Genomic DNA, 21,588 nt, shown 5'->3' on the forward strand with positions numbered 1-21,588 from the left:
TAAGGTTCTATTTGCTGTCCGGATCAAATTTCAATTGCTGTGCGGTGCAGCATCCCCTCTAGAAAAAAAAGGTCTCTTGGATCTGTCGTTTGATGATACCGTGGCAATGACTGATTCTTTGTCCAAAATGTCAATTCACTTTACCCCCATGATCTCCTTCGGCGTGGCACCAAATTTCTGTTTAAAGACCCGGTAGAAGTGCGTCAGATTCTCAAAACCTACATCCAAATAAATATCAGTCGGGTTATGCTTTTTCTTCTTGATCAAATGATAGGCCTCTGCGAGCCTTTTCTCCATCAGCCATTTGCCAGGAGGCATATTAAAAGTCTTTGTAAAGTCCCGTTTGAATCCAGCGAGACTTCTTCCGGTGAGTTTTGCAAAAGTTTCCAGTGAAGTATTGTAGTGAAAATTGTTCTTCATGAACTCCTCAAGATCTATTTTTTGCGGCTCACTAAAGTCAAACAGGATGTTTTTCAGCCTTTCGTCCCGCTGAAGGATCAATTCAATGGCCTCGCTTATCTTGATCCGTGCGAGCTTATCATTTAACGGCCGCGACTGCTCAAGGTAAGGCAACAACGATGAGAAGTATGTAGTAAAATAGCTGTCGGCATTTAGTAAAAGCATACCATCCCCTTCATACTTCCCATCACAATTCATGTTGTTTGTCAGGGCGTAGTGTTGCAAGCGTTCTTTGCTTAGAATAAGTGCCATTACTTTATACTCTTGATCCATCGCCGGAATCTTTAAGCTATTGGCCAATTGATTTTTGCGCGCCAATAAAAGTTGGTTTTTCTTCAGGATGGTCGTGCCTCCCTGGTGAAATACATGGGTCTCTCCAGAAATTTGATATGCGAGAAGATTTTCGGGCACAAATGGCTCGAGGCCGCGCTCTTCTTCAAACGAGCATGAATAAACAAATGCACCTTCAATGGTTGTTGTCGCTAATTTCATTTGACGTTGGTCATACGTTCGAGCTGCTGGAGGTACTCCGAGTTGCGAGCGTCTGTGTTGCTGTCCACAATCAGTAAAATGATGGAAAGCAGAATGACCGTAATTCCGATTGCCCTCCAGGTGGTATTCGATACCAATATAACCAGTAATGCCCCAAAGAGTATAATTAAGGGTAGCATTTTGAGCACCCTTGCCAGTTCACGTTTTGACTTCTGTGCCCTGGCAACCTCTTCTTTAATGAAGACTTCTGAATCGGACCTGTATTCTTGTTCGAATCTTGAGATCCGGGGCATATTTGCCATGTATAAACCTGTCCCCACGGCGATCAGGAATAGACCGGCTGCCAGGAATGGCCAAATATAAGCTCTTGCCATTGCCGTTTTTCCGAAATAGGCAAATCCCGCCGAGGTGGCGATTACTAAGATGCTTGCAAGCCATACTATTTTCGCTGAGAAAACTTCGGCTCTTGCCCAGTCGGTACTTAATTTTATTTCGTCCATGGCTTAGTTCGTTGGTCGCACAAGTTTTAGAATTTAGCCGGCTATTTCCTTGCTGTGCGGCTCAAATAATAGTTTCTATATGGCTCATCGGGTATAAATCCGAAATAGCAAAGTCCCCGAGGCGGGAGACTTTGCTATGGCGTGACACGCTATAGGGGAATGTATTGAGGCTACTTTCGTATCCTAAGGGCTGTCACTGTCCAAATCCAAGTCTCCCGCCTCGGGGACTTGGATTTCTCAACAGCGCAGTTACTATTTTATGACTTGTCGTGAGTCGGGATTTATTTAGCGTCTAAGTCATATTCGAAATAGCAAAGTCCCCGAGGCGGGAGACTTTGCTATGGCGTGACACGCTATAGGGGAATGGATTGCGGCTATTTCGTATCCCAAAGGCTGTCGCTGTCCAAATCAAAGTTTCCCGCCTCGGGGATTTTGATTTCTCGAACAACGCAGTTACTATTTTATATCTCTACGTTCCCGGGGTGCAATATCTCATCAAAGATCTCATCAACCGCTCGCCGAAAAAAACGGCTATCTATATTCTCCAGGTCCAGATACTGTTCAGGGTTGTTGATCACGCTTTCCCTGGTCATCGACACAAAATTGCCCCATGCGGCAACGCTAAGGGTTTCGTGCTTATATTCCAAGAGTTGAATAAAAGGATATAACGAGGCATGGAGCCTATTTTTTTGTGTATTAAATTCATCCGTCATGGCTTCCAGGGATTTGGGATGGTCAATGTAGGAGTTTTTACGCTGCCAGGCAGATATCAAGTGTCTACTAATGTGCACCAAAAAAAACACGTGCCGATGCGTTAGGAATGGTGAAATATTATAGAAATTCCGGTGAGTGCTTCACAGCTCTGCCTTCTGTTCATTCAACAATATGGTTTGCGGGTTGTTAGAAGTGGGTTTAGTTTAGGGAGAGAATAGGATATAATTTACTATCGTAGGAGGGCTCAGAAATAGCTGCCATTATAAACCACGAAACTTGATCAATACTAAGCAAACATGTCATGAGAAACTATCCCCTCGAGAAAGTATACAGGCTTATGGAGCCTAGTCCGATCGTATTGGTAACAACTTTTCACCGCGGAAAGCAAAACATCATGACGATGGGATTTCACATGATGGTTCAGCATACGCCTCCTCTTATCGGAGCGGTCATTGGTCCCTGGGATTATAGCTATAAAGCGTTGAAGGCAACGCGCGAGTGCGTTATCGCCATACCTGGAGCAGACCTGGCAGAAAAAGTCGTTGACATTGGCAACTGTTCCGGAGACGACATTGATAAATTCGGAAAATTCAGACTCACTCCGACCGAAGCACAGCATGTCAAGGCACCTTTAATCGAACAGTGCATTGCAAACATTGAATGCAAAGTGGCCGATATGCGATTGGCAAACCGGTATAGCCTTTTCATTCTTAAAGCCGTAAAAGCCTGGGCAAATCCCGATAGAAAGGAGCAGCGAACATTACACCACCAGGGCAATGGTACCTTCAAAGTGGATGGCAGGACTATAGACTTGCGCAAGCGAATGGTGAAGTGGCGGGAATTGGTGGATTAATGCGAGCGAAGAATAAGAAACAACTCACCTTCATGCTTAATAGATCGCATCCCACCGCTGGCGGAATGGATCAGGAAACTGGATAGCAAATTTGCTGCAGTTTTTATAGATTGGGCAAGCATGGGAAAAACAAAAAAAACGCCCGCAACCGAAAACATCCCTTATTTGCGTGACTTGGAAAGCTTTTATAAGCATGTAAAGGCAAGGCCACCATTGCATAAAGATTTCGACATACGGGAAATCGACCCCGAGGTGCTAAAGGCGTATGACTATGTAGCCAAGCCATTCCGTCATTCATTCTATTGCGTCACCTTATTCCTCCAGGGAGACATTACCTTGAACGCAGGCTTTTGGAAAACAAGATTAAAGAGACCTGCAGTATATTTTAAGACACCATGCCAGATAGTATCCTGGACCAAACCCGAACGATGGCTGCAAGAATATTTCATAGTATTTACCGACAATTTTCTCCTAAATAACAGGGCGCTGGCAGATATCATTTTTGATTTGCCATTTTTCAAGTTGGATAAGGCCATTCCCTTTGAGATAGAACCTGATGAAGTGGAGTTGCTGGTAAGTATTTACAAGCAAGTCCTGAAAGAATATCATTCTGACAGCAAGGACAAATTCGCACTTATAGCCTCCTATGTTCATACGCTGTTGCTGCATGTGCGCAGGCTCTTTCTCAAATACTCGCAGACGGACGAAGTGCTTGTGAATCATATCCATTCGCATGAGCAGATGCTCGTCGAGAGTTTTCGCGCGCTCATCAGAAAAAGCCTTGTCAATGGCAATGTTGACCGGCGGCATTTGACAGTGAGGTATTTGGCGGCGCAACTGTCGGTCCATCCCAACTATTTGAACGCTGTGGTCAATCGTCAGAATGGAAAGACCGCGATTGCATCCCTGCACGAACAGATTTCGCATGAGGCGCAAACACTCCTGAGCCAGACGAAATTTACCCTTAAAGAAATAGCCTTCCGGCTTGGTTTTGCAGACGCGCCGCATTTCAACCACTTCTTTAAAAAGCAGACAGGCTTCACGCCTGCGGCCTATCGGAAAAAACAAAATCTTTAGTTTTTTCAATAATCGCTTTGATTTATACAACGCTTTCCTTGTCCGTATTAAGGAGATTTGGCTGCATAGTGTTTAGGGCGATCCGCGATTTCGTCGTACCTGAATTAGACATTAAAAACAAATAAAAATGAACACTGATCAGCTACAGAAAGCTTCTTTTGGAGAATGGAAAAGCATAGCGGTCGAGGTGCGGCCGAGCAATACGAAGAACCCGAACGGGACATTGAAACCATTTTACTTAACCAGGGAATTTACCCTCCGCCCGGAGAGCAGGTTCAATCTTGTTGTCACCAATTTTGCCGACCCCTTTGGCAAGGTAGCCCTTGCCAGAATGTCTATCACGGGTCATATCGAATGGTGCGGTGACCACGCTGTCGTCCCTAATACCCAAAAAGTAGACTTCTCGGCAGACGAGGAATATATCGTCACTCCCCTGTTGCAGGGTTTTGCAGACGTGCTGAACCAGTATACCAAAGGCTTTAACGAATGGAAAGTCAGTGAGCCGCAAAGCATATTCAAGAAGGCGTTTGCCCCCTTTGGCCTTACGGAGGGAAACATATTCAAGGAGTACGACCTCATTTACGTTCTAAACGATATGATGTTCTGGGGCGCAAGACATGTAGATGGCCGGGGATTTGATACTGAGGAAAACAGGCCTACGAGTTTGCAAATCCCGATGGTCAGAAAATAAAACATTGAATATCCCATCGTATCTTCAGCGTCTTGCAACCATCCGCCAGAACAAGCCTTCGATATGGCCTCAAAAAATAAAGTATCCAGCCAAGCGCACATTCCACTCCTGGAAAACCTGGTTGATTTCTATAAATTCGTCGGGGCTGCTCCTCCTTTGAGCAAAGATTTTGATCTGCGTGAGGTTGATACCCAGCTCATGAACTTGTTCGATTCCGTTGTTGAGCCCTTCCGTCATCGATTTTATTGTGTGTCCTTGTACTTAGAGGGCGGTGGTATCATGAATACTGGCTTTTGGAAGACCACCCTCAGCAAACCCGCATTATATTTTAAGACGCCCAATACAATTCTCTCCTGGGTGATTCCTGAAGGTACGCGCAAGGAGTATTACATTCTTTTTACTGAAGCCTTTCTCATCAAACATAAAGCATTGGCAGAGCTTGTTTTCGATTTGCCTTTCTTCCAACTGGAAAAAGCTATTCCCTTTGAGATAGAACCTGAGGATGCTGAATTTCTTGCTGGCATTTACAAAACAATTCAGAAAGAGTATCATTCCGACAACATTGATAAATTTGAATTCATAAGTGGATACACTTATTTGTTGTTGCTCAATGTGCGTAGATTATATTTCAAGTTTGCCGAGAGAGAACAAGAATTGGTACTGGAGTTGAAGTCAGGCGACGACGCCCTGGTGAATAAATTTCAGTCTTTCATTAAACAATATCTGCCAGACCCGGCTGTCAACGAACAAGCAAGAACTGTAAATTTTTACGCTAGCCTTCTGAATGTCCATCCTTATCATTTGAATGCAGTCGTAAAGCGTGTTACGAAGGAAACCGCGATTTCATTTATCCATCGGCATATCATCAATGAAGCCAAATCGCTACTTATTCAGACCAACCTGTCTATAAAAGAGATTACATTCAAACTTGGTTTTAACGAACCCGCGCATTTTAACAACTTCTTCAAGAAACAGCTCCAGGTAACTCCGGCTATTTACAGGACCCAGGGCGGAATTTGATTTTTGCAACCTTCACTTTGGTATTTGCACTGTTATAACCATCGGTTCTAGATAATTTTGAACCATAGTCAAACGGAAAATATCATGAGTAAAACAATTTTTATTACCGGAGCGTCAAAGGGATTTGGCAGAATCTGGGCAACCGCTGCGTTAGAACGCGGAGACAACGTCATTGCTACTGCAAGAAGAGTCGAAGACCTGAATGACCTTAAGCAACAGTTCGGTTCTTCTGTTCTGGCGATTCAACTCGACGTAAGAAACAAGGCAGCCGGAGCGGGGGCCCTGAGAAAAAGCCTCGAGCACTTTGGAAGTCTCGACGTGGTCATCAATAATGCAGGCTATGGTTTATTCGGAGCCATCGAAGAAAACTCCGAGGAAGAAGTACGTGCGCAGATGGAAACAAATTTCTTCGGCGCGTTGTGGATTACGCAGGCAGCCATCCCCATCATGCGTAAACAGCGACACGGCCACATCATTCAGGTTTCAAGTATTGGCGGGGTGATCGCACTGCCTGTTCTTGGAATCTATCACGCATCAAAATGGGCAATGGAAGGCTTTTCTGAATCCCTTTCCAAAGAAGTCGCCGAATTTGGCATCAAAATAACACTGGTTGAACCAGGTGGTTATGCAACCGATTGGGGCGGCAGTTCCTCTTTTAAAAGCAAACCAGTGGAAGGTTACGAGCAAACAAAAGAATTTGTGTTCACGTTGCTTCAAAATTCAGCTGCCGATCCGCAAGCGACGGGCCAGGCAATTCTCAAAGTGATCGATGCAGAGAATCCACCATTGAGAATCTTCCTGGGAGATATGTTGCCATTGATAAAACCGCAGTACCTGGAGCGCTTGCAAACATGGGAAAACTGGTCGGCTGTGTCAGTGTCCGCCCAATAGTAAACCAATAATGAAACACATTGGACATAACGTGCGCCACCGTTGTCGTGGATCGCTGGAATATTGTCCAAACTCTCCGGAAAACATTTACACCAACTCAAACAATTTATGGAGATCACAACCAAACAAGCAGAAAAACTTATGAGCCAGGCAAAAGCCAAGGCCGAAGAGATCAATGTTGCTATGAACATCGCCATCACCGACAAATGGGGACACTTGAAGGCATTCGAACGAATGGACGACGCCTTCCTAGGATCGATCGATATCGCAATAAAAAAAGCCAAGACGTCAATGCTTTTCCGTATGACTAGCGAACAGGTAGGAGAATTCCTAAAGCCTGAAGTGGCCGCATATGGAATGGAGAATACCAGTGGTGGGCTCATCGGATTTCCGGGAGGAATGCCTGTAAAAGCCAATGGCGAAATCATCGGATACATCGGAGTTTCCGGTGGCTTTCCCATCCAGGATCAAACCGTTGCATCCGCCGGAAGCACTATCTAATTATTATATCGATAACCATCCATTATCATGTCAAACAAAAAAACAATACTCATCACAGGGGCTGGCTCGGGCCTGGGAGAAGGCACGGCTATCGGTTTAGCGAAAGCAGGGTATAACGTCATTGCCGGTGTTCACATATCACCACAAGTAACAAGTCTGCGGTTAAAGGCAGAAGAACTTGGACTTCAGGATAAACTCAGGGTTGAAAAACTTGATGTATTGGATCCATTCGATGTCAACTATGCCCTCACGTGGGACATCGATATTTTACTCCTCAACTCCGGAATAGGCGAAGGAGGACCGGCTTTTGAAATTCCAATTGATCTCGTTCGGAGAAATTTCGAATCGAACGTATTCGCCCCGCTGAATCTTGCACAAAAATTTATTGGCAAGTTTATCACGAATAAGAAAAAGGCTAAAGTCATCTTCACTTCTTCCATGGGCGGGTTTCTATCACCATGGGGATTGGGAATTTATTGTTCAACAAAGCACGCAATTGAGGCCATAGCAAATTCCTTGCAGCAAGAACTCACACCCTACGATATTCAGGTACAAACCATTAATCCAGGCTCATACCTGACAGGCTTCAACGAAACCGTAGCCGACTCTGCTTTCCGCTGGTTGGACGATGCAAAAAACTTCACCAAGCAAAGTGCCATGAAAGCACAATTTGATCTTTTGCTAGCCAACGACACGTCACGTCTGGACCCAAATGAAATGATTGATGCCATGGTAAACATTGTTCCGCAGGAGACTGGTAAATACAGAAACGTTGTACCGAAGTTTGTCGAAGATTTCATAAGAGATCTCCAGGTGAAAGCCTGGGACCAAACCATTTAAAATAATTCAGCAGCGGAAAAGGCGCCTCCACTTATTACATCAAATGGAGGCGCTTTATTCTTTATTTCGCAGGTTTTAACAAAAAATTATTTCTTTAACCCTCGCCTCATATCTTTTAGTCCCCATTGCTGAATGGTGACTATTACAGGCCACATCGTTTTGCCATATTTCGAGACTTTGTATTCTACCCTTGGCGGAACTTCTGGAAATACGGTCCGCTCGATAATACGGTCTTGCTCCAACTCGCGGAGTTGATTGATCAGCGTTTGCTTGCTGATATGCGGAATCACTTTGCGCAGTGTACTAAAACGATTATGCCCCATCTCTATTCCGTATACGACCAACACTTTCCATTTGCCTCCTATCTTATTCATGAAATGTGTAACGGGGCAGTTGTTCGGATTAAAATCTTTGTTTTTTCTATTCATTGGTCTAAAAAATTGTACTAAGCATATATTTTATGACTACTTGTTTATACGTTACTAACCTACGAATTTAGGCTCGTAAAATCACAAAATAATGAATCCTAAAGAGCTGGCGTTAAAAGCCATTACGGATGTTTTTGTCCGCAAGGACATCACGGCATTTGATAAGTACTTTTCCAAAGATTACAAACAGCACAATCCGTTCATCCCGAATGGCACGGAAGCGCTAAAACAATTTCTCCCTACGTTGCCTAAGAATTTCAAATACGAACCTGGAGTAATCACCGATCACGGAAATATGGTCATGATTCACGGACGGTATGAAAACTGGAATGGCAAGAACATGATCGCAGTAGATATTTTTAAGATAGAGGACGGCAAACTCGTGGAACACTGGGATGTCATGCAGGAAGAAGTTTTGCCTTCCCAATCAGCCAATGGAAATGCTATGTTCCCAATTATTTGAAGAGCGTCTAAGTCCTTAATTCAGTCATTACCTTTTGCAATTAGGTGAGTACCTGCCGCTTTTAAAAATCAAATGAAATATCAGGTAAACAACACTACCCTTCACATCGTTGACGAAGGTAAACATTCACCAACCTTGCTCTTCCTGCATTTCTGGGGAGGTTCATCAAGAACGTGGACCGAGGTCGCTGGCTTACTCAGCGATCGCTATCGCACGATAAGATATGATCACCGCGGGTGGGGTGAATCTGATAAACCGGACAACGGCTATGACATCAAAACTCTGGCCTCAGACGCTTTGGCCCTCATTGCACAATTGAATTTGGATAGTTTTGTATTGGTGGGCCATTCCATGGGAGGCAAAGTGGCACAATACGTCGCAGCGCGGCAACCGAAAGGGTTGCGCAAACTGATCCTGGTTGCACCTTCTCCCGCAACGCCTACAATCTTTCCTCAGGAAGCTCTCAATAACATGATGAATGCGTATACCACAGAGGCAGGAATAAATAAAACCATCGATCAAGTATTTCAGGCTGGCAACATCAATTCCACGATACGAATACGGACCATCGAGGATATGAAAAAGCATAGCAAGGCTTCGAGAATAAGTTGGCCTAACATCGCCCTGTCGGAAGATGCCTCCGAAGGGCTCAGCAACATCAATGTCCCTACGCTCATTATTGCCGGCGAAAAAGATGTGGTGGATACTCCGGCAAGATTAGAACACGAAGTAAAAGACCGAATACCCGGCTCTTCCATGGTAACTATCCCGCAAGTGGGGCACTTAATGATGCTACAAGCACCTGAACCGGTAGCCGCTTTTATAGACAGTTTTGCCAAACAGTAGTCATAGTTTGCGTAAGAGCACAGTTATTCAATGGTGCTCAACTCGGCCATTTCTTCTGCTGTGAGCTTAACCTCTGCCGCTTTCACGTTCTCCGCGAGATGGCTTGCTTTGGAGGTGCCCGGTATGAGCAGGATGTTCGGTGAATGATGATACAGCCAGCTTAATGCAACCTGTTGCCCGGTAGCTTTGTGCTTGTTGGCAATCTTGGTGAGCTTTGCCGCATAGGTGATATCGCCGGCATTGATAGGGTTCCAGGGAATGAAGGCGATATGATGTTCTCTGCAGTATTCCAACTCTGGTTCCCAGTTACGCGCGACGATACTATACCTGTTTTGCAGTGACACAATGGATACGAACTGCTGCGCTTTTTTTAATGTGGCCAAGTTTACTTCTGAAAGCCCGATGTGTTTTATAAGGCCCTGCTGCTGCGCTTTTTGCAAAAAGGACATCGTGGATTCGAAAGGAACTTTGGGGTCTATCCTGTGTAATTGATAGAGGTCTATGCGATCAAGTTTCAGTCGTTTGAGGCTGCCTTCGAGTGCTTCTCTCAGGTGGTCTGGGTGACCGTTGATGTGCCATGCATTGGGACCGGAACGCTCGAGACCACCCTTTGTGGCGATCACCATATCGGCAGGATAGGGATGGAGTGCCTGGGCAATGAGTTCTTCAGATACATAAGGGCCATAACTGTCGGCTGTGTCAATGAAATTAACGCCGAGCCCTGGAAGGGCTTGCAGTACACGGATGGCTTCGTCCCTGTTTTTTGGTTGGCCCCAAACACCTTCCCCCGTGATGCGCATGGCACCAAAACCGATTCGATTTACGGCAAGATCGTTTCCAATCTTATAGGTATTGTTATCCGGGATCGTCATAGGTTTTCTAGTATATTTCTTATTCGACGGCACAGGCCTTATTCAAAAGTATTCAAAAAATAATTGGCCTGTTCCACAAATAACTCAGGATACTGAAAAAATGACCCATGCGCGGAATCAGGATAATAATTGAGAAGTGCATTGGGGATTTGCCTGAAAAGTTCCTGTGACGAAGCGCTGTCCATCATGTTGTCATGGCTGCCTTGTATGATCAGGACAGGTTGTTGGATTTCTTCAAGCTTTATCGTGACGGGATCGGTTCCCCATCGTGTGAGCGCCTTGATTTGCGCCTGCACCGAAGGCAGACTGGTATTTTTGTCGCGGTCTTGCTTTCTTTCCATCAATCGCTGAAGTGTGGCCGTCAGTTTTGACCTGCTTTTTTCAGATTTGGTCGCAAAAATAAAGAGAAAGCTTTCCATGGGGTTGTTCAATTGAAATGCTTTTTCCGCCAACTGCGGGAATGAATGCAAAGCCTTCGTCCCCTGTGGCGCTGTTCCCACCAGGATAATTTTGCGCAAGATGTCTGGCTTCTTCGTGGCGATCATTTGCGCGACAAAACCACCTAACGAAAAGCCAAGCAAATCACACTGTTTCACGCCTAGGGCGTTGATGACCTTTAGAACATCCAGCGTCATGGCCTCCACGTTGTCGGGCGTTATCCCTTCTGAATTACCGATGCCGCTGTTGTCAATAGTAATAACATGCCTTTCGCGGGAAAGGCCATCCATAATGATCGGGTCCCAATTGTCCAATGTGCCCGTAAAGTGTTGTAAACAGACGATGGGAGATCCGGATGGCATGCCTAATGACCGGTAAGCATAGCGAATTCCATCCACCTCGATATACTCGGTTGGCGCATCTTTGTATGCTAAGATTGGGTTGCTCATAGTTTGGTTTTACAGCATAAAAATTCTTCCTTAGCCGCGAGGCTCTTCTAATTTGACTTTGTTCACAAAGCCCTTAGAAGCGAGCGATAGTCTCCATCAAGCCACGAGACAATGGTCTTATTATACTCATCGGCGGCCTCTTCCCAAAGGCGATGTTCTGCCTCAAGCAGCAAGTGGCGATTGTTCGGCAATCGATCTGCCAGAAATTGAAGATTTACCGGCGGCACGATGGCATCATGCTTTCCTGATAGGATCAATGACGGCGTTTTCACATTGAGCAACAGCGGTTCCAGTTTAGGAAGATCGTGAATATATCCCCGTACAAACTGGGTCGCCTCTTCAAGACGCCGGCCAGCAGACGCAGCCCGAAAGTCTTCAATGATGGCGGCGGGCGTCAATAGCGCCGCTTGCTCCAGGTAGGGTTTCACGCCATCGGCCCCGGCGTTGGCCAGATAGCCCTCGGGCGAATGAATAAGGTCTTTCAAAGCACCTCCGGCAAGATCAGGTTTCATCGCGGCACCGCCAATGACCAGGCTCTCAAAAAGTTCTTGCTGTTTCGAAGCAGCAAACAAAACGGCAGGTGTACCCACGTCAGGTGCGACGGCATGCACGCGGCTGAAGCCGAAATATTTGAGAAGCTTTATGACAAAATCCCCCATCGCTTCTGGCGCCATGACATCAGCACGACTTTGTGAGAGACCGAAACCTGGTAGGTCAACGATTATAACACGATGTGTGGCGGCAAGCCGTGGTGCCAAGTGATAAAATGCGTAAATACTTTCTGGCCATGGCGCAGTAAGAAGAATAGGCATGCCTTTCGATGCGCCGGACCGTGCATATCGAATGGCTAATCCGTCAATCTCGGCTGTCGCCACAGCACCAATGTTTGGTAAATTGTTTTCGCTCATATTTTATAGTTTGATTTCGCAACTGATGGCGTCACTTTGCCTGAAATTTATCAGTCAGGCAAGATTGAAGAACAAATCAAGAACGGATTGTATAAATCAAAGCAAGTATTGTAGAAACTAAATATTTCGCTGATATTTTCCTGGTAATTCCCTGAATCATACCCTGGCGGAATGAACTGGGCAAGGGGGTCGGAATCTCATCTAGTCATCCAACTTCCAATTTGGCTTCCATTGTATTTGAAATAATCCCTTCTCAAACTTCATCGGTAACCAAACATAAGTGGAGTTCTCCAGGTCAACTTTGTTCCAACGATCCGCTAAGAATACAAAGTCGTCCTGACCCTTTTCCGTCAGGGGCAATACGAAGGTGCTTTGTGATAAAAATGTCGAATCAGCCTTAGGGCAAAACGACAGGCAGAGCTCAGGTTTTCATCTCGATCACAAGGTCGTCTGTGTAAACATATTTCAAAAATCCAATCGCAAGAGAAGTCTTTTTCCCCCAAGTTGCTGAATAGCGGGGGAGCGATGAACGATCCCTTTTCCGCCCGGACGCGAGGGGACTTCACCTTTAAGTATGGCCACTTCAAAAGGTTCAGTCTGCTTCACTTTTGAAAAGTCACGGATGATATCCTTATTGGACCCGGTGACCAATTTTTTTTGGTTTACATACCGATCTTCAATCCACTCTGTGCCGCTTCCCTGGTACGTGCATAATAAGCGCAAATCATAGGCATCGGTGTGGAATTTTCGACAAGCGTCATCACTAACCACTTTAAGAATTAGTTGGATCTGCTGTGCCTTCGTGATGTTAAAAAACACTTGCGTGATGTTGAGAATATCCTGCATGAATTTTCTTTTCCATAAAAGATGGGCATCATCGTTACTTAACCGAGCTGCCAGCGTTTTGGCCACGTTGTGCGGAGTTACCGATTCACTAATTCCGTTAAAATCATTCTCGATCAAATACCAGATAAATAATTCAATATCGTCATCAATCGGCCGCTTGTAATAGACAAAATTTACATACGGATCATGGATCAAGGCTAAGTCATTCATTTGATCAACTTCGACCTGACAGAATTGTCTTCTGCCTACAAGTTCATTTAACCACCTCATATTGGCCACTGGTCTTGAAATTTTCCGCCTAACTGAAAATGGTTGATCTCTGCTTCATTGCAAAGGCACTCCTCCAATTCTCGCTGTACCTTATCCTTATCCAGGTGTTGACCGATGATGACGAGTTCATTGAGCCTGTCACCCCAGGTGTTGTTCCATTTCCGCTGAATGAGATCCTGGTTTTCCATATAGGCCGCGCTTTTAGCACGGTCAGCCAGGGGAACGGAGGCCCACCATTTGCCATAAACCTCCGCTTTCGACGCCCCCCCGACCTGGCTCCACAGCAGGGCATGATCCGGCCGGGACAACATCCAGAAAACCCCTTTGCTCCGGATGACGTTACCAGGCCATTTGTTCTTGATATACATCCAAAGGCGATCGGCATTGAACGGCCGATGTTCACGGAATACAAATGAGCTAATCCCATATTCATCCGTTTCCGGTGTGTGTATACCATTCAGTTCCTTGATCCACCCGGCAGACTGTTCCGCTTTTTCGTAATTGAAAAGCTTTGTATTCAGAATATCATTAACATCAATCTTACTGAACGAAGTCTTTATGACGCGAGCATCGGGATTTAGTTTGCGCAGGGTGCCTTCGAGTAATTTTAGATCTTTAGCGTCAATCAGATCGGTCTTATTCAATACAATTACATTGGCAAACTCAATTTGGTCGGTTAGCAAACTTACAATGCTGCGTTGATCTTCCATATCATCGGTCATTTCTCTGGTCAACACGGTATCGGCACTCCCAAAGTCTTTAAAGAAATTGAGTGCGTCGACCACCGTAACCATCGTATCCAGCCGGGTAATGTCCGCGAGGTTGAGAAGTTGGTCCCTGGTATCGAAGGTGAAGGTCTGTGCTACAGGAATAGGCTCCGATATGCCGGTGCTCTCGATGAGCAAGTAGTCAAACTTTCCTTGCGCGGCCAACGCACCTACTTCTTTGATCAGGTCTTCGCGTAACGTACAACAGATACAACCGTTGCTCATTTCCACCAGCTTCTCTTCCGTTCGCGAAAAATTGATCTCATTCTTTACCAGCTGAGCATCCACATTAACTTCGCTCATGTCATTGACGATCACGGCTACTTTCAATCCATCCCGGTTGTGAAGGACATGATTGAGGAGGGTTGTCTTGCCGGCTCCTAAAAAGCCGCTGAGAACGGTTACCGGCAATTTCTTTTCTTTAAAAAATCTCATCATTAAAGGGTTACGGTTAAATACTTTTTAATTTTCAATGATCTCAGCCTCTACCAATATGAAGTTCATATGATTGATGTCCTTATCGTTGAGCTTTAGTTTACCTTTCACGGTAATGGTCTGATCGGATTTCAGTTTAGGTGCCTTGGATTTTAGAATGGCCTCCGCTACGGACTCTGGGCCAGCCCCACCACAGAAAAAACAGGAGGCAAGCGGGCTTTTTGAAATGATGATTTGATCCCTCGGCCCATCAAAGGGTATGTAGTGTCCCTTTACCGTAATCTCCGTGCCCGCCAATGACGTAATCCGCTGGTCAAAGAAGGGAACCAAGTAATATTCATTCAGCTTTTTGAACAACCTTGAGGTGAATTTTACCTTGGCAAATATGGGCCATCCGTCCACCGCGCCGCTTTGAGCAAAGGCGGCCGGAAAACAAAGGAGCGCGAAGATTAAAATATACCCCCTGTAAATCCTTCTTCCTGTTCGCTGCATAACTACGAATACCTGCATTTTTTGCAACTGCCCTTTATTAATAATATCTGTTGTTGCACGACATATCCAGGAGGGGCTCCTACGTTTTCAATCTTTCCGGTCAGGCAAAAAACCTTGCCGCAGTCGGTGCATTGAAAATGAGCATGATCATCAAGGGTCTTGTCGTGGGTTGACAAAGCATACTTCAACACTCCCTGGTCGCAAATCACCTGGTGGATAAAATTCTTTTTGATCAATATTTTGATAGTACGGTAAACCGTGGTCCTGTCGAATTCTCCACGGAGTTGATCCCTGATCTCTCCCTCCGAAAAGGCTATACCGGAATGATCCATGAATATCTTTACTATTTCTTTTCTACAGGAGGTCTGGTGAATTTCCAGATCAGCGATTATTTTATTTCTCTTCGTCACCATAAATAATGATTGAGAATAGTTGAGAAATTTGATTTTAAAACCGGAGACAAGAAGAAGAAGAGGAAGAACGGCTGCCCGATACCAACCCTAACCTACGAAGAAAAAAATGCGGTATGGGCAAGCCGTTTCAGCCTTCAAAGCCTGGGTTGATCCGCGTCATGCTCCAGGCAGGAAGCCGTGCTTCTGTCATCTCAGTATTATTTACCCAATGAAAAAGATAATCCCACCGAAGTATTGACCCACGACATGGGTTGTTTGGTCACCAGGCGGCCTGCCCTATTCTCGCGGTGCTCATTCTCGATTTTCACCCCATCGGAATTGAAATAGTCGGCGCGAAACATAAGGCCAAGCTTGTCGGTAAGGGTGTAACGAAATCCCGCACCCACTTGCCATCCAAAAGCTGATCCCGTTGAACTGTTCTGCTGAAGTGGCGCTGCCGTATTATCTTCTAACACCACCGTCATTTCCGGTGTTGAAAGACTCTTCAGAAGACCGCCCAACAGCCGGATGTCAAATGTGAACTTGTTCACTGGGAAGGAGAAATAGGGACCCGCCATCAGGTTAAGCGAGCTATAGTTGCCGCTAGTGGTGACGGTAGAGGCATCGACGCCAAAGGCATCGGTATAGCTTGCACCCAATTTGGCAGCATCGGTTTGACTGAAACCTCCGTGTTGCGCATAATACAGTGTTCCCCCTACTCCGATATGGGGAAGAAAGTAATAGGCACCTTCTACGCCGGCGGCGAAACCGGTGTTGGCAAAGCCCGCCTTATTGTTCCAATTATTAAAAGTGCCGGCCTCTGCTTTCGCGAAATCACCGGTAGGGATGGATGCGCCCAGCGTGAAACCGATGAAGTTCTTTGCCCTGTCTTGTGCTATGGATGAAAAAGAGATCAGCACAGATAGTGCGCAGAAAATTATAAATTTTGTTTTCATAGTTGAGTCCGTTTATCGTTTGCTAATAATCCATTATTGAATAGTGACCGTGAAGCCTACATCCAGATCGGTTGATCCGGGCGCGTATGTTCCATTTTTTACATTGGGTTGGTGGCGCATCACGATGCGCAGCCATCCGGTGCCTGCCGCTCCCGCTGCAAAATTGCTTTCGAGGCCAACCGGGTATTGTTGCGGGTTGATGTCATGATCGGTAATTGCAATCGTCAGGTTAAGGGCGCTTCCTGCTGGAATGGGTGTTGGAATAGGTTCCGGGTAGACATCATTTTTATCATCCGGATAGCTGTTGGGGATAACCAGGGGCTGACTTGTCGGCAACGGTTGAAAAAAGAACAAGTGATAATTTGCCCGCTCCTTGATCTCGTCCGAGACCACAAAAACAGGGCTCTGTGTTTTGTCCAGCAATACAATTTTGGCGGTATAGGTCGCATTCGCTTTTAAAGTCAGATTCGCCTGACTGACATCCACGGGCAAAGGATTTCCATTGTTATCCAGCAACTGCTCCCACTGGGCAGTAGGTTTGTCTGACGCGTCGGCCGTATTGATAAGTTGTAGCTGCACGGTGGTCAAGGCCTCGTTGGCGATGGTTGGGGCTACAACCTGTTCGTCCTTGTTACAGGAGAATACCACCAGCGCCCCGCCGGCGATCATCATGGAAAGTGATTTTCTAAAGTTCATCATTGTATTTATTTAGGTTATTTTATTTTGTTGGTCATTTTGATTGTTGTTTGGTCATCCCAAAGGGTATGCGCACCCGCACCGTAAAATTTCTTCCAGGCTCATCAGTGAAATAGCGGAACCTGTCCATATAGTCGCGATAGACCTCGTTCAGTAAATTGTTGGCCGAGACATTGAACATCATAGGCTGCCTGCCCACGTGAAGGGAGAACCCCACGTTAGCATTCAGAAGAAAGTAAGCGGGGGGTGGATCGACATAGTCGCTGTTGGCGGGGACGCGACCCTGATGCCCCACGTAAATTCCCGTGGCGGCCATGAAGAGCTGTTTTAAAAATCCATGATCGCCGAGTCCGTAACGGATCGAATTTTCAAACCGGTTGGCCGGTATCAATTGCAAGTAGTCGTGAATGGTGTTGTTCCAGGCATAGAGCAACGACATTTTGGTTGTGAACGCCAATGAATCCGTCAGCTTATACGTGGCCGAAAGATCCACTCCGCGAAACCGTGCATTGACTTGCGTGTAGGTGAACGTCGGATAGGAGCCTCGCACGGTGTGGATGTATTGCAGATCCGGCTTGAGGAAAATGTAGCCGTCAATAATGTTGTTGTAGAGGCCCAATTCTCCATGCCAGCGATCGCCATCATAATGAAGCGAGGTGCTGAAGTTATACGCCCTTTCAGAATGCAGATCCGGGTTCCCGATCTCATAGGCCACAGCGCTCTGGTGCACCCCCTGCGACATCAGTTCATTGATGGTCGGCGCGCGCCAGGCCGTTCCGATATTGACTGCCCACGACAGATTAGGTCTTATATAATACTGGGCGCCGATGGTCTCCGTAAAGTTCTGAAAGGTCCACGTGGGTGTGACAACCTGTGCCGTATTGTTGTCCAGCGCATAGGCTCTTAACCAACGGTAGTCGTATCGCAGGCCAGCTTCTAGCGTCAACCGGTCTTTTGTCCACTTTCCAATATAGAATGCGCCGCCACCGTAGTTCCGGAAGTTGGGGATCAGCATTTCATATTGACGCACATTGCCTTGGGTAATGCCATTGAACCCAAAGCTTCCCGAATAATTTCCCATCGCTTTGTGCTTGTAGGTCACATCCAGCGTGTGAGACACAAGCCGCAAGTAAAGCTCAGGGTTCTGCCGACCGCTGAGTGGCACGTAATCGTATTCGGACCGTTCATTCTGTTGCCTGGCAAATACCACATCCAGGCGGCTTTCATTATTGAAGATCAGGAATCCATTGGCCTTGAACAGATCGTGCTTCACCTGCTGATAGGGACGGTCAATGGAGTAGCTGAAATAGGATGGAGTGATCGGTTCGGGCCTGCTTATGGCTGCCGTAATATCGCTTATCGATTCCGCATGGGTTCCGGAGAAAATGCCGAGTTTGGTATTGAATTCACTGTAATAAAGCGCTCCCCCGTAATTTTTTCTCTTGTAGGATAGCGCTGTCGAGAAGTTTGCCTCTTCGAAGCCGGTGTTCTCCATATAGTAGTTGGGCGTTTTAGAATTCCCCGCTCGCCTATACGTTCCCTGAACCCGCCAACTCAGCCCGCTAAGTTTCCTGTCGAAGGCGCCTTGCGTGATGCCCGAGACCACACCCATGCGATTATTGCTTGCCGCTACCGTGTTGAATTCTCCACTGATCCCGGGGGAATCCGGAAACGAGGCTGGCTCCACCAGGATCACGCCGGCGATGGCATCCGATCCATAGCGAATACTGGACGCGCCTTTAATAACGGAGAGTTTTGTTGCAATGAAAGGATCGATCTCCGGAGCATGCTCCGATCCCCATTGCTGCCCTTCCTGTCGCACGCCATTGTTAAAAATGAGGATCCGATTGCTATGCAAACCGTGTATGACAGGCTTGAAAATTGACGGCCCCGACTGAAGCGTGTAAACACCGGGGACACTGGTCAGCGATTCTCCCAACGTAGCGCCCCGTACTTTGATGAGGTCTTCTCCTTTGATCTCGGTCTTCGACTGTGAAACAAGGGCTTGCTCCTCTTCCTTTTTTCCCACCACTTCAATTTCTTTTAACGAAGTGACTTCCGGCCTTAGCGAGAAATCGTACGTGACGTTCCTCTGTATAGCAACCGAATACGTGATGGACTGATAGCCGACAAACGAACACACAACGGTATAATTACCCGCGCAAATTGAGTCGATCGAAAAGCTTCCATTCCGATCAGCAGCCGATCCTCTATTTAATTCCCTGACATAAACATTTGCAAAAGGTAATATCGCTTTGCTTTCAGCATCATATACCTTACCGCCGAACGAAATGGAGCAAGTGTGCTGCGCCATTCCAATAGCGGGAAGGAACACTACCAGCATAGCTATTCGTATGATGAAATTCACCAAAATAGAATTTAGAAGTTGAAGGCAACACTACAGCTTAGTTGCAGCGGGTGCCCGACACTGAAGTCAAAAAGAAAAAAAGGGGGAAAGGATCAGTCCATCAAGACTGGAGGGGCGCGGTCCCGGGATAACGAAGCGGACCAGCAGGTTACATCAATACTTGAGGGAACGGAAAGCGTTACCTCGGGTGGTAATGTGCTTAATCGGAAAGAGGGATCAATGAATAAATGAAACAGAATATCCAGGGCACATATCGTACAACGTTCGGTATGCGCTTGAACCGAAGACTGGCCTTTTTGCAATTCCACGACCGGCTTCCGGAAATCGTGGTTGTCGTGCAACAGGTTAATAACCACCTGGCTGAAAAGCAGGTTGGCTATCAGGAAGCAGGGAAAGGCAATATGGCGAATTGTCTTTTTCACGGATTTTGTTGGCGCATACAAATATAGGACGATAACCTGTTAATGCAACTAGGTTGCACTAAATTTACAGGAACGGAAGGCCTGGAGCATTTAACCCTTAAATTGTAACAGATGAAATCAAAATTTCGTCTAAATGAAAAAGTGCGGCTTGACTTTAATTTTGGTTTGTTGACGTCTTGACAACGGCATCGTGTGAAGTGGTTCCAAACAAAAATGCTAAACAATGACACTGGAAGACTTAAGACAGACTTGCATTTCTCTGCCCCACGTGACAGAAGATGTAAAATATGGAACTGACTTATGTTTTTCGATTGGCAATAAAATATTTTGCGGGACACGAATTGAAGGGCCCTTTAGGACAGGTATAAAATGTGAAGAAAGCGATTTTGCCCATTTAGTAGAAAGGGAAGGAATTGTTCCTATGCCAAGACTTTCAAAGACATTTTGGATAAGGATCGAGAAGGCTAATTCACTAACCCCGGCAGAATGGAAGAATTATCTCAGAAAGTCCTATGCGTTAGTGTTATCAACCTTGCCGCTAAAAGTAAGACAATCCTTAAAATAGAAGTACCCATCCCTAAACAACTCCAAGTAGTTCCTCGGGATGGGTACTTCTCATTCCCTAAACACTGTGTTGTAGCAAGATCTCATGTGCTTCCGTAGCAGCTTCCACGATCACTTTGGCCACTTTCTCGGGCTGCGACATGAAAATCACGTGGCTTCCTTTCACCTCGGTAACTTTAGTATTGGAGCGCTTGTACATGGCGTGTTGAATTTCGGGAGCAATACTCTTGTCTTGCGTAGCGACAAGAGCATAGGTAGGCTTGTCTCTCCAGGCCGCCTTGCCGATCGGTGTAGCAAAACCCTTGGCATAGAAAGCGCCTTGCGATGCAAACATGAATTCCGCTTCCTCCTTGGGGATATCGGCGCAAAAGCCCGCATGGTACTTTGCTTCGTCGTAATAAACGATTCCCTTTTCGTCGGGAGGCAACACTCCGTTCTCCGATGCCGGCGGGGCGGTTTGAAGCCACTGCAATGCCGACTCTCCATTGTCAGGCTGAAAGGCTGCGATATAGACAAGGGCCTCCACATTGGGGTGATTACCGGCCTCCGTTATGACAGCCCCTCCCCATGAATGCCCAGCCAGGACGGTGGGACCATCCTGTTTGTCCAACACCACTTTTGTAGCAGCAACGTCGTCCTCAAGGGAGGTCAATGGGTTCTGCACTACGGTGACGCGATAGCCTTTTTTCGTAAGGACATTATACAATGCCTTAAATCCAGAACCGTCTGCGAATGCTCCATGCACCAGTACGACATTCTTAATGTTGGAGTTAGACTCCGGGTTGTTTTGATTTGTGCTTTTCATAATTAGGGTTTTTTATGGTTTACTGTGAAATTGTTTCTTATGCAAAAATACTCCCCCACTGTGCTAGCAGCATTGTTGAAAAATCCCGAGTTCCTGTAATTATTTCCCGGGATGCATGATCTGGTCCTATGGC

25 protein-coding genes are annotated in these 21,588 nt (G+C 46.2%); 10 read left to right on the forward strand and 15 right to left on the reverse strand.

Features of this window, described 5'->3' with window-relative positions; all coding sequences use genetic code 11:
- Nucleotides 1-135 precede the first annotated feature (135 nt).
- The 3 genes from D4L85_RS31485 to D4L85_RS31495 all read right to left on the reverse strand — a co-directional run bounded on the left by D4L85_RS31485 (nucleotide 136) and on the right by D4L85_RS31495 (nucleotide 2,164).
- A complete protein-coding gene (locus tag D4L85_RS31485; RefSeq protein ID WP_119758081.1) occupies nucleotides 136-951 on the reverse strand; it encodes a helix-turn-helix domain-containing protein in 816 nt (271 codons plus the stop codon).
- Nucleotides 948-1,451: a hypothetical protein gene (locus tag D4L85_RS31490; protein WP_119758082.1), complete on the reverse strand. Its 504-nt coding sequence runs from the start codon at nucleotides 1,449-1,451 to the stop codon at nucleotides 948-950. The genes D4L85_RS31485 and D4L85_RS31490 overlap by 4 nt, the downstream gene beginning before the upstream one ends.
- A 461-nt stretch (nucleotides 1,452-1,912) precedes the next feature.
- Nucleotides 1,913-2,164 carry a hypothetical protein gene (locus tag D4L85_RS31495; RefSeq protein ID WP_160144120.1) on the reverse strand — a complete coding sequence of 84 codons (252 nt, stop codon included), beginning with the start codon at nucleotides 2,162-2,164 and terminating at the stop codon, nucleotides 1,913-1,915.
- Between the two features lie 302 nt (nucleotides 2,165-2,466).
- Here D4L85_RS31495 and D4L85_RS31500 point away from each other — a divergent pair, with 302 nt between their 5' ends.
- From D4L85_RS31500 to D4L85_RS31530, 7 genes are all read left to right on the forward strand, one after another.
- Complete coding sequence (locus D4L85_RS31500; RefSeq protein ID WP_119758084.1) at nucleotides 2,467-3,018, forward strand: flavin reductase family protein; 552 nt, start codon at nucleotides 2,467-2,469, stop codon at nucleotides 3,016-3,018.
- A gap of 120 nt (nucleotides 3,019-3,138) precedes the next feature.
- The gene (locus tag D4L85_RS31505; RefSeq protein ID WP_119758085.1) at nucleotides 3,139-4,095 is read left to right on the forward strand and encodes a helix-turn-helix domain-containing protein; all 957 of its coding nucleotides are present in this window, start codon (nucleotides 3,139-3,141) and stop codon (nucleotides 4,093-4,095) included.
- A gap of 127 nt (nucleotides 4,096-4,222) precedes the next feature.
- A complete protein-coding gene (locus D4L85_RS31510; protein ID WP_119758086.1) occupies nucleotides 4,223-4,786 on the forward strand; it encodes a hypothetical protein in 564 nt (187 codons plus the stop codon).
- A gap of 63 nt (nucleotides 4,787-4,849) precedes the next feature.
- The gene (locus D4L85_RS31515) at nucleotides 4,850-5,806 is read left to right on the forward strand and encodes a helix-turn-helix domain-containing protein (protein ID WP_119758087.1); all 957 of its coding nucleotides are present in this window, start codon (nucleotides 4,850-4,852) and stop codon (nucleotides 5,804-5,806) included.
- Between the two features lie 84 nt (nucleotides 5,807-5,890).
- Nucleotides 5,891-6,697 (forward strand): SDR family NAD(P)-dependent oxidoreductase, encoded by an 807-nt coding sequence (locus D4L85_RS31520; protein WP_228450689.1) that lies wholly within the window; start codon nucleotides 5,891-5,893, stop codon nucleotides 6,695-6,697.
- Between the two features lie 108 nt (nucleotides 6,698-6,805).
- On the forward strand, nucleotides 6,806-7,198 hold the full coding sequence (locus D4L85_RS31525; RefSeq protein ID WP_119758088.1) for a GlcG/HbpS family heme-binding protein: 393 nt from the start codon (nucleotides 6,806-6,808) through the stop codon (nucleotides 7,196-7,198).
- A gap of 27 nt (nucleotides 7,199-7,225) precedes the next feature.
- The gene (locus D4L85_RS31530) at nucleotides 7,226-8,038 is read left to right on the forward strand and encodes an SDR family oxidoreductase (RefSeq protein WP_119758089.1); all 813 of its coding nucleotides are present in this window, start codon (nucleotides 7,226-7,228) and stop codon (nucleotides 8,036-8,038) included.
- 86 nt (nucleotides 8,039-8,124) lie between these two features.
- Here D4L85_RS31530 and D4L85_RS31535 read toward each other — a convergent pair whose 3' ends face one another.
- The gene (locus D4L85_RS31535; protein WP_228450690.1) at nucleotides 8,125-8,412 is read right to left on the reverse strand and encodes a winged helix-turn-helix transcriptional regulator; all 288 of its coding nucleotides are present in this window, start codon (nucleotides 8,410-8,412) and stop codon (nucleotides 8,125-8,127) included.
- Between the two features lie 145 nt (nucleotides 8,413-8,557).
- Here D4L85_RS31535 and D4L85_RS31540 point away from each other — a divergent pair, with 145 nt between their 5' ends.
- Together D4L85_RS31540 and D4L85_RS31545 are read left to right on the forward strand one after the other, a co-directional pair.
- Nucleotides 8,558-8,929, forward strand: coding sequence for a nuclear transport factor 2 family protein (locus D4L85_RS31540; protein ID WP_119758091.1), 372 nt, complete (start codon nucleotides 8,558-8,560; stop codon nucleotides 8,927-8,929).
- Between the two features lie 72 nt (nucleotides 8,930-9,001).
- Complete coding sequence (locus D4L85_RS31545; protein ID WP_119758092.1) at nucleotides 9,002-9,775, forward strand: alpha/beta fold hydrolase; 774 nt, start codon at nucleotides 9,002-9,004, stop codon at nucleotides 9,773-9,775.
- 23 nt (nucleotides 9,776-9,798) lie between these two features.
- On the opposite strand, the gene D4L85_RS31550 is transcribed toward D4L85_RS31545, so the two are convergent.
- The 10 genes from D4L85_RS31550 to D4L85_RS31595 all read right to left on the reverse strand — a co-directional run bounded on the left by D4L85_RS31550 (nucleotide 9,799) and on the right by D4L85_RS31595 (nucleotide 19,640).
- Entirely contained in the window at nucleotides 9,799-10,647 is an 849-nt protein-coding gene (locus D4L85_RS31550) for an aldo/keto reductase (RefSeq protein WP_119758093.1), read from the reverse strand.
- A gap of 38 nt (nucleotides 10,648-10,685) precedes the next feature.
- Nucleotides 10,686-11,534, reverse strand: a complete 849-nt coding sequence (locus D4L85_RS31555; RefSeq protein ID WP_119758094.1) for an alpha/beta fold hydrolase — start codon at nucleotides 11,532-11,534, stop codon at nucleotides 10,686-10,688.
- A 62-nt stretch (nucleotides 11,535-11,596) separates the two neighbouring features.
- Nucleotides 11,597-12,442, reverse strand: coding sequence for an alpha/beta fold hydrolase (locus D4L85_RS31560; RefSeq protein ID WP_119758095.1), 846 nt, complete (start codon nucleotides 12,440-12,442; stop codon nucleotides 11,597-11,599).
- Between the two features lie 465 nt (nucleotides 12,443-12,907).
- Nucleotides 12,908-13,498 (reverse strand): DUF1826 domain-containing protein, encoded by a 591-nt coding sequence (locus tag D4L85_RS31565; protein WP_160144121.1) that lies wholly within the window; start codon nucleotides 13,496-13,498, stop codon nucleotides 12,908-12,910.
- Between the two features lie 56 nt (nucleotides 13,499-13,554).
- Nucleotides 13,555-14,763: a GTP-binding protein gene (locus tag D4L85_RS31570; protein WP_119758097.1), complete on the reverse strand. Its 1,209-nt coding sequence runs from the start codon at nucleotides 14,761-14,763 to the stop codon at nucleotides 13,555-13,557.
- 24 nt (nucleotides 14,764-14,787) lie between these two features.
- Nucleotides 14,788-15,252, reverse strand: coding sequence for a hypothetical protein (locus D4L85_RS31575; protein ID WP_160144122.1), 465 nt, complete (start codon nucleotides 15,250-15,252; stop codon nucleotides 14,788-14,790).
- A 2-nt stretch (nucleotides 15,253-15,254) separates the two neighbouring features.
- Nucleotides 15,255-15,665, reverse strand: a complete 411-nt coding sequence (locus tag D4L85_RS35205; protein WP_119758099.1) for a Fur family transcriptional regulator — start codon at nucleotides 15,663-15,665, stop codon at nucleotides 15,255-15,257.
- 197 nt (nucleotides 15,666-15,862) lie between these two features.
- Nucleotides 15,863-16,600, reverse strand: coding sequence for an outer membrane beta-barrel protein (locus D4L85_RS31585; protein WP_119758100.1), 738 nt, complete (start codon nucleotides 16,598-16,600; stop codon nucleotides 15,863-15,865).
- Nucleotides 16,601-16,633: 33 nt separating this feature from the next.
- A complete protein-coding gene (locus D4L85_RS31590) occupies nucleotides 16,634-17,299 on the reverse strand; it encodes a hypothetical protein (protein WP_228450691.1) in 666 nt (221 codons plus the stop codon).
- Nucleotides 17,300-17,330: 31 nt separating this feature from the next.
- On the reverse strand, nucleotides 17,331-19,640 hold the full coding sequence (locus D4L85_RS31595; RefSeq protein WP_119758101.1) for a TonB-dependent receptor: 2,310 nt from the start codon (nucleotides 19,638-19,640) through the stop codon (nucleotides 17,331-17,333).
- A gap of 669 nt (nucleotides 19,641-20,309) precedes the next feature.
- Here D4L85_RS31595 and D4L85_RS31610 point away from each other — a divergent pair.
- Nucleotides 20,310-20,651: an MmcQ/YjbR family DNA-binding protein gene (locus tag D4L85_RS31610; RefSeq protein ID WP_119758104.1), complete on the forward strand. Its 342-nt coding sequence runs from the start codon at nucleotides 20,310-20,312 to the stop codon at nucleotides 20,649-20,651.
- A gap of 57 nt (nucleotides 20,652-20,708) precedes the next feature.
- On the opposite strand, the gene D4L85_RS31615 is transcribed toward D4L85_RS31610, so the two are convergent.
- Nucleotides 20,709-21,455, reverse strand: a complete 747-nt coding sequence (locus tag D4L85_RS31615) for an alpha/beta hydrolase (protein WP_119758105.1) — start codon at nucleotides 21,453-21,455, stop codon at nucleotides 20,709-20,711.
- Nucleotides 21,456-21,588 lie beyond the last annotated feature (133 nt).

The sequence above is a fragment of the Chryseolinea soli genome (assembly GCF_003589925.1).
Classification (GTDB): domain Bacteria; phylum Bacteroidota; class Bacteroidia; order Cytophagales; family Cyclobacteriaceae; genus Chryseolinea; species Chryseolinea soli.

Excerpts from the sequence above, each read along its gene's own strand:
- D4L85_RS31540 (WP_119758091.1), top strand. The coding sequence starts at position 8,558 with ATGAATCCTAAAGAGCTGGCGTTAAAAGCCATTACGGATGTTTTTGTC.
- D4L85_RS35205 (WP_119758099.1), bottom strand. The coding sequence starts at position 15,665 with ATGGTGACGAAGAGAAATAAAATAATCGCTGATCTGGAAATTCACCAG.
- D4L85_RS31585 (WP_119758100.1), bottom strand. The coding sequence starts at position 16,600 with ATGAAAACAAAATTTATAATTTTCTGCGCACTATCTGTGCTGATCTCT.
- D4L85_RS31485 (WP_119758081.1), bottom strand. The coding sequence starts at position 951 with ATGAAATTAGCGACAACAACCATTGAAGGTGCATTTGTTTATTCATGC.
- D4L85_RS31610 (WP_119758104.1), top strand. The coding sequence starts at position 20,310 with ATGACACTGGAAGACTTAAGACAGACTTGCATTTCTCTGCCCCACGTG.
- D4L85_RS31560 (WP_119758095.1), bottom strand. The coding sequence starts at position 12,442 with ATGAGCGAAAACAATTTACCAAACATTGGTGCTGTGGCGACAGCCGAG.
- D4L85_RS31590 (WP_228450691.1), bottom strand. The coding sequence starts at position 17,299 with ATGATGAACTTTAGAAAATCACTTTCCATGATGATCGCCGGCGGGGCG.
- D4L85_RS31510 (WP_119758086.1), top strand. The coding sequence starts at position 4,223 with ATGAACACTGATCAGCTACAGAAAGCTTCTTTTGGAGAATGGAAAAGC.
- D4L85_RS31535 (WP_228450690.1), bottom strand. The coding sequence starts at position 8,412 with ATGAATAAGATAGGAGGCAAATGGAAAGTGTTGGTCGTATACGGAATA.
- D4L85_RS31520 (WP_228450689.1), top strand. The coding sequence starts at position 5,891 with ATGAGTAAAACAATTTTTATTACCGGAGCGTCAAAGGGATTTGGCAGA.
- D4L85_RS31530 (WP_119758089.1), top strand. The coding sequence starts at position 7,226 with ATGTCAAACAAAAAAACAATACTCATCACAGGGGCTGGCTCGGGCCTG.
- D4L85_RS31545 (WP_119758092.1), top strand. The coding sequence starts at position 9,002 with ATGAAATATCAGGTAAACAACACTACCCTTCACATCGTTGACGAAGGT.
- D4L85_RS31575 (WP_160144122.1), bottom strand. The coding sequence starts at position 15,252 with ATGCAGCGAACAGGAAGAAGGATTTACAGGGGGTATATTTTAATCTTC.
- D4L85_RS31570 (WP_119758097.1), bottom strand. The coding sequence starts at position 14,763 with ATGATGAGATTTTTTAAAGAAAAGAAATTGCCGGTAACCGTTCTCAGC.
- D4L85_RS31495 (WP_160144120.1), bottom strand. The coding sequence starts at position 2,164 with ATGACGGATGAATTTAATACACAAAAAAATAGGCTCCATGCCTCGTTA.
- D4L85_RS31555 (WP_119758094.1), bottom strand. The coding sequence starts at position 11,534 with ATGAGCAACCCAATCTTAGCATACAAAGATGCGCCAACCGAGTATATC.
- D4L85_RS31490 (WP_119758082.1), bottom strand. The coding sequence starts at position 1,451 with ATGGACGAAATAAAATTAAGTACCGACTGGGCAAGAGCCGAAGTTTTC.
- D4L85_RS31500 (WP_119758084.1), top strand. The coding sequence starts at position 2,467 with ATGAGAAACTATCCCCTCGAGAAAGTATACAGGCTTATGGAGCCTAGT.
- D4L85_RS31550 (WP_119758093.1), bottom strand. The coding sequence starts at position 10,647 with ATGACGATCCCGGATAACAATACCTATAAGATTGGAAACGATCTTGCC.
- D4L85_RS31515 (WP_119758087.1), top strand. The coding sequence starts at position 4,850 with ATGGCCTCAAAAAATAAAGTATCCAGCCAAGCGCACATTCCACTCCTG.
- D4L85_RS31505 (WP_119758085.1), top strand. The coding sequence starts at position 3,139 with ATGGGAAAAACAAAAAAAACGCCCGCAACCGAAAACATCCCTTATTTG.
- D4L85_RS31565 (WP_160144121.1), bottom strand. The coding sequence starts at position 13,498 with ATGAATGACTTAGCCTTGATCCATGATCCGTATGTAAATTTTGTCTAT.
- D4L85_RS31615 (WP_119758105.1), bottom strand. The coding sequence starts at position 21,455 with ATGAAAAGCACAAATCAAAACAACCCGGAGTCTAACTCCAACATTAAG.
- D4L85_RS31595 (WP_119758101.1), bottom strand. The coding sequence starts at position 19,640 with ATGCTGGTAGTGTTCCTTCCCGCTATTGGAATGGCGCAGCACACTTGC.
- D4L85_RS31525 (WP_119758088.1), top strand. The coding sequence starts at position 6,806 with ATGGAGATCACAACCAAACAAGCAGAAAAACTTATGAGCCAGGCAAAA.